Source organism: Kitasatospora sp. NPDC043949, from assembly GCF_056435365.1.
In genome coordinates, this window is sequence record NZ_JBWKEQ010000016.1 from 162,561 (window position 1) to 168,715 (window position 6,155).

General features: G+C 73.5%; 4 protein-coding genes. 2 read left to right on the forward strand and 2 right to left on the reverse strand.

What is annotated here, in order from left to right:
- Nucleotides 1-219 precede the first annotated feature (219 nt).
- Nucleotides 220-867 (reverse strand): TetR family transcriptional regulator, encoded by a 648-nt coding sequence (locus AC07AL_RS16215; RefSeq protein ID WP_030055725.1) that lies wholly within the window; start codon nt 865-867, stop codon nt 220-222.
- Between the two features lie 436 nt (nt 868-1,303).
- Between AC07AL_RS16215 and AC07AL_RS16220 the strand changes: the two genes are divergently transcribed.
- The gene (locus tag AC07AL_RS16220; RefSeq protein ID WP_363629304.1) at nt 1,304-3,715 is read left to right on the forward strand and encodes an outer membrane protein assembly factor BamB family protein; all 2,412 of its coding nucleotides are present in this window, start codon (nt 1,304-1,306) and stop codon (nt 3,713-3,715) included.
- A gap of 49 nt (nt 3,716-3,764) precedes the next feature.
- Here AC07AL_RS16220 and galE read toward each other — a convergent pair whose 3' ends face one another.
- Nucleotides 3,765-4,751 carry a UDP-glucose 4-epimerase GalE gene (gene galE, locus AC07AL_RS16225; RefSeq protein WP_350876964.1) on the reverse strand — a complete coding sequence of 329 codons (987 nt, stop codon included), beginning with the start codon at nt 4,749-4,751 and terminating at the stop codon, nt 3,765-3,767.
- Between the two features lie 209 nt (nt 4,752-4,960).
- Between galE and AC07AL_RS16230 the strand changes: the two genes are divergently transcribed.
- A complete protein-coding gene (locus tag AC07AL_RS16230) occupies nt 4,961-6,046 on the forward strand; it encodes a S1C family serine protease (RefSeq protein ID WP_478317676.1) in 1,086 nt (361 codons plus the stop codon).
- The last annotated feature ends 109 nt before the right edge of the window (nt 6,047-6,155 follow it).

Consider the following 6,155-nt stretch of genomic DNA (forward strand, 5'->3'; position numbering starts at 1 on the left):
TGGGGTAAGGGGGGCGGGGTGCGGGGGTCCCCGGAAGGTAAAAAAAGACGAACGTGCGGGCGGCCGCCCTCCTCGGGGGGGGTCCCCCCCCCCACCGGCATGTCTGGCGCGCGTGCGGTACGTCGGCGGACCTCCCCCGAGGACACGGCCGCCGTCCGTCGTACCCCGGACAGGAGGCCGGGGCTGCGCGCGGAGCGGATGGTCGGTTGAGCGGATGGTCTACTTGGGCGGCTTCTTGCCGGTGACGCCCAGGTACACCAGGGGAGCGAGGTTGGGCTTGAGGTCCTTGACCTTGACGCCCCAGGAGGTGAAGGCCTTCTGGTGCTCGGCCGCCGAGGCGAGCAGCGAGACCAGGGCCCCGGCGACGGCGTTCGGGTCGAGCGACTTGTCGGCCTGGCCCTTCGCCTGGAGTTCCTTGACGGCCTCCGCGAGCGGCTTGGCGACCGCGTTGAGGACCGTCATGCGGATCTTGAAGAACCGCTTGTCCCCTTCGGCGGCACCGAGCGTGACCACTCGGAGAATGGCGTCGTTCTTGCGCCAGAAGGCGAGGAATCCGTCGACCAGTTCTTCCGAAGTGGTCGGACCGGACTTCCCTGCCCAGGACTTTCCGGCCACCAGCTCTTTGAGGGTGTCGGCGTCCTTGGCCATTTCCTCGGCGATTTCGAGGACAGCGCCCTCGACATCCGGGAAGTACTGGTAGAAGGTCGCGGGGGAGGTACCCGCCATACGGGCGACGTCGATGACCTTGACGTCCCGGTACGGCGACGTGCTGAGCATCTCGCGGAGGCAGTCGAGCAGCTTCTGCCGCGTTTCCTGTCCGCGTCGCCCGGCGACGCGACCGTCGACGGTGCGAACTTGTCCTGTCATGCCGTCAGCTTACCGTGGCACGATCTTGGCGCGATTCGGTGATGCGACTATTACTCCGCACGGGGGGTTGCTATAGGGGCATGAACCACTTCGGACGGATATTCACCGCGCTCCGCAGGTGTCGTTGAAGCCCCCCCGTGTGCCTTTGACCCCACAGCGTGACGGCGAGTCCGCTGAGGGGTGGTCGAGTGACAGAGCGTGACGATCGGCGGCGTCGGAAGATCGGCGCCGAAGTGGAGGGTCCGGGCGTCCGGGTGCAAACCGCGGCCGGAACGGGCGTCAGAATCCGGCCGTTCCGTCATCACCGGCCGGACGGCGGCGCTCCCGGGGCCGCCGTCGGCTCTGGGCGGGGGAGGTTGGAGATGGGCCGGGCGGCATTGGAGAATCGGGTCCGGCACCACGCGGCGGGTGCGGAAAACGGGGAGGTGGCAGCGGAGTGGACCAGCTGACGGCGCACGATCCGAGGCGGATCGGGCCCTTCGAGGTGCTGGGGCGGCTCGGCGCGGGTGGGATGGGGCTGGTCTACCTGGCGCGCTCCGCCTCCGGCCGGCGGGTGGCCATCAAGACCGTCCGGGCGGAACTGGCCGAGGACGAGCTGTTCCGCGTCCGCTTCGCCCGCGAGATCGAGGCGGCCAAGACGGTCGGCGGTTTCTACACCGCGGCCGTGGTGGACGCCGACGCGGACGCCCGGGTGCCCTGGCTGGCCACCGCGTACATCCCGGCCCCCTCCCTGGAGGACCTGGTCGAGGAGTGCGGTCCGCTGCCGGTGGACGCCACCCGCTGGCTGATCGCGGGCATCGCCGAGGCGCTGCAGTCCATCCACGCGGCCGGGCTGATCCACCGGGACCTCAAGCCCTCCAACGTGCTGGTGGTCGAGGACGGCCCGAAGGTGATCGACTTCGGCATCGCCTCCGGCGTCTCCAGCACCCGGCTCACCATGACCAACGTCGCGGTCGGCACCCCCGCCTACATGTCCCCCGAGCAGGCCAAGGACAGCCGTAACGTCCGGGGCGCCAGCGACGTCTTCTCGCTCGGCTCGCTGATGGTGTTCTGCGCGACCGGGCACCCGCCCTTCGGCGGCTCCAACCCGGTCGAGACGGTGTTCCAGCTGCTGCGCGAGGAGCCGGACCTGTCCGGGATGCCGCGCGAGCTGATGGACCTGGTCCGCGCCTGCATGCGGCCCTCGCCCGAGCACCGGCCCAGCCCGGCGCAGATCCAGGCCGAACTGGCCCCGCACCTGTTCTCCCGGGACGACGCCGCCGGCGAGGTCGGCGACTGGCTCCCCGTGAACGCGCTGGAGCTGATCGAGCGCAAGCGTGGCCGCCGCCCGAGCGTGCCGCCCCGGGCCGTCCAGCTGCCGGCCGGCGCGCCGCCGCCCCCGGCCGGGCCGCCGCAGGCCGGCCCGCTCCAGCCCCACCAGCCGCCGCAGCCGCACCAGCCGGTCCCGGTGCAGCGCCCCGGCCTGGACGACCCGCGCACCCGCCCGGGCGGGGGGCACGCGCCGCCGCCGTCCGGGCCGGTGCACACGGGGCCGCGGCGGGGCCCGGTGTCCGACGGCGAGATCCCGACCGCGAAGATCGCCTCCCCCAACAAGCACCGTGCGCCGGGCGGCGGCGGGGCCGTCGAGGTGCGGCTGTCCGGAGCCTCGGTGCGGATAGGCCCCGGGCCGCGGGCCGAGCACGAGCAGACCGGCCCGGGCACCGCCCCGGCCGAGACCGACTGGGTCCGCCGGGTCACCCCGCCGCCGGTGCCGGCCGCCCGCTGGCGCCCCTGGCGGTTCCGGATGTCCAACGACGTCTGGGGCACCCCCGTGGTCGCCGACGGCACGCTCTTCGTCTCCAGCTTCGAGGTGCACGCGCTGGACATCGCCTCCGGCGAGCGGCGCTACAAGACCCGGGACGTCGCCTGGGCGCTCGCGGTGGACGCCGGCCGGGTGCACGCGGCCGACGGCCCGCACCTGTACACCGTGGACGTCGCGGACGGCACCGAGCGCTGGCGCACCTCACTGGACGGCTGGGTCTACTCGCTCTCCGCCGCCGACGGGGTGCTGTGCTGCGGCGTCCGCGGCGGCGGCGTCCAGCTGCGCTCGGCCGCCAGCGGCGCCGAGCTGTGGCGGGCCGACGACGCCCAGCAGGACTACGAGAACCCGCAGTCCGGACCGGTCCTGGTGGCCGGCGCGGCCTACTACTACGGGGCCGGGCGGCTGCGCTGCGTCGACCCGCACGGCGCCGGCCTGCGCTGGTCCTTCCCGGTCGGCGAGGACGTGCCCTCGCACCCGGTCGAGCGCGGCGGCGTGCTGTACGTGACGGCCGGCTCCAGGGTGTACGCGCTGGACGCGGCCAGCGGGGCCGAGCGCTGGCGCTTCGAGGCCCCGGTGGTGCTGTTCACCCCGCCCGCGCTGGACGCCGACGCGGTCTACGTGGCCGACTACCTCGGGACGGTGTACGCGTTGGACGCGGCCACCGGCCGGGACCGCTGGCGCGGGGTCACCGGCAACCGCCAGGGCGCCGAGCCGGTGGTGGTCGGGGACGGCATGGTGCTGGTCGGCAGCGGCGGGGTGCTGTACGCCTTCGAGGCGGCGAGCGGCCGGGAGCGCTGGCGCTACACGGCGCGCGGCGAGATCGTCGGCTCCCCGGCGGTGGCCGACGGCCTGGTGCACCTGGGCAGCCGGGACCACTCGCTGCACACCCTGGACCTGGCGAGCGGTCAGCTGCGCTGGGAGCTCGGCACCAAGGGCGAGCTGACCGGCTCGCCGGTCGCGGTCGGCGGCCGGGTCTTCGTCGGCTCCAAGGACCGCTGCGTGTACGCGCTGGACGCCTTCTACGGCACGGCCGTCCCGGCGCGCTGAACCGGCGCGGCGGCGGGGCGGGCACCCCGCCGCCGTCGGACGCGTCCGGTCAGGCCTTGCGGGCCCCGGGGTGGCGGCTGCACCAGCCGTCCCACGCGGAGGCCACCATCTCCGCCACGTCGTGGCGGGCGCCCCAGCCCAGCTCGCGGCGGATCAGGTCGGCCGAGGCCACCACCCGCGCGGGGTCGCCGGCGCGGCGCGGGGTCACCTCGGGGGTGGTGTCGTAACCGGTGACCTTGCCGATCACCTCCAGCATCTCCTTGACGCTGACGCCCTCGCCGCGGCCGATGTTGAGCACCAGCGAGGTCTCGCCGGCCGGGTCGGCGGCCAGCCGCTTGGCGGCGGCGACGTGGGCCGAGGCGATGTCGGAGACGTGGATGAAGTCGCGGACGCAGCTGCCGTCCTGGGTCGGGTAGTCGTCGCCGAAGACCCGCGGGGCCTCGCCGGCGGTGAGCCGCTCGAAGACCATCGGGATCAGGTTGAAGACCCCGGTGTCGGACAGCTCGGGGGAGGCGGCGCCGGCCACGTTGAAGTAGCGCAGCGCCACGGTGGAGATGCCGTGGGCCTTCCCGGCCGCGGCGACCAGCCACTCGCCGGCCAGCTTGGTCTCGCCGTACGGGCTCATCGGGGCGCACGGGGTCGACTCGGTGACCAGGTCGACGTCCGGCATGCCGTAGACGGCGGCGGAGGAGGAGAAGAGGAAGCGCTTGACCCCGCCCTCGGCGGCGGCCTCCAGGACGGTCTGCAGGCCGATCATGTTCTCCCGGTAGTAGAAGAACGGCTGCTCGACGGACTCGCCGACCTGCTTCTTGGCGGCGAAGTGCAGGATGCCCTCGATCGCGTGCTCGCGGATGGCGGCGTCCAGGACGGCCCGGTCCAGGGTGGAGCCCTCGACCAGGGCGACGCCCTCCGGCAGGCGGGAGGCGTCGCCGGTGCTGAGGTCGTCCAGGACGGCGACGCGCTCACCGGCGTCGAGCAGCTGGCGGACGACGTGCCCGCCGATGTATCCGGCACCGCCGGTGATCAACCAAGTCATGGGCCGATTCTAGGGTGTTCGGGTTTCCGTGGTGAGTGCCGGGCGAGTCGAGCCGTCAAATCGGACAAATCGGTGAAATGCTGACAAAGATTTCCGTGCTCCCAGCGTGGTGACGAATCGGAGGCAGCCAGGTGAGCCGAAAGAAGGAACACGCCCGCCCCCTGCCGGCCGGGCCCCGGCCGACCGGACCCAGGACGGTCCACGGCCGGCTGCTCGTACCCGGCGCGGTGGCCGTACTGACCGCGCTGGCGCTGGCCGGGTGCAGCAGCGGCTCCTCCACGTCCGCCTCGTCGGCCGCGGGCTCCCCGTCGGGCTCCGGCTCGGCCAGGCCGGCCTCGTCGGCCCCCGCGCGGTCGGCCGACGGGAACCAGTTGCAGGACGACTACCAGCGGGTCATCGCCGACGTGCTGCCCTCGGTGGTGCAGATCACCACCGGCGACAGCCTCGGCTCCGGGATCGTCTACGACGACAAGGGCGACATCGTCACCAACGCCCACGTGGTGGGCACCGCGACCACCTTCACCGTCACCCTCGCCAACAGCACCAGGTCGCTGGACGCCACCCTGGTCGGCAGCTACCCCGACACCGACCTCGCGGTGATCAAGCTGAGCAGCCCGCCGAGCGGCCTCAAGCCGGCCGCCTTCGGTGACTCCGGCAAGGTCCAGCTCGGCCAGATCACCCTGGCCATGGGCAGCCCGCTCGGCCTCTCCAGCAGCGTCACCCAGGGCATCGTCTCGGCCACCGGACGGACCGTCTCCGAGCCCAGGGGCGGCGGCTCGCCCGGCGCCACCATCGGCAACATGGTGCAGACCTCGGCCGCGATCAACCCGGGCAACAGCGGCGGCGCGCTGGTCAACCTGGACAGCCAGGTGATCGGCATCAACACGCTCGCGGCGACGGAGCCCGAGGCCAACGGCGCGGCCGCGCCCGGCATCGGCTTCGCCATCCCGGCGTCCACCATCACCAACATCACCGACCAGCTGATCAAGCAGGGCAAGGTCACCAACTCCGGCCGGGCCGCGCTCGGCATCACCGCCCGGACCAGCTTCAACCAGCAGTTCAAGCCCGCCGGCGCCGTCATCGTGGCGGTCACCGCGAGCGGCCCGGCCGCCTCGGCGGGGATGCAGGCCGGCGACGTGATCACCAAGATCGGGGACGCCGCGGTCGACTCGCTGAACGCGCTCACCACCGCGCTCGCCTCGCTCACCCCGGGCGACAAGGCCACCGTCGCCTACACCAGGGACGGCAGCAGCCAGACCGCCGACGTCACCCTCGGCACCCTGGAGACCCCCTAGGCCCGTCGTACCGGAGCGGGGGGGGGGGGGGGGGGGGGGGGGGGGGGGGGGGGGGGGGGGGGGGGGGGGGGGGGGGGGGGGGGGGGGGGGGGGGGGGGGGGGGGGGGGG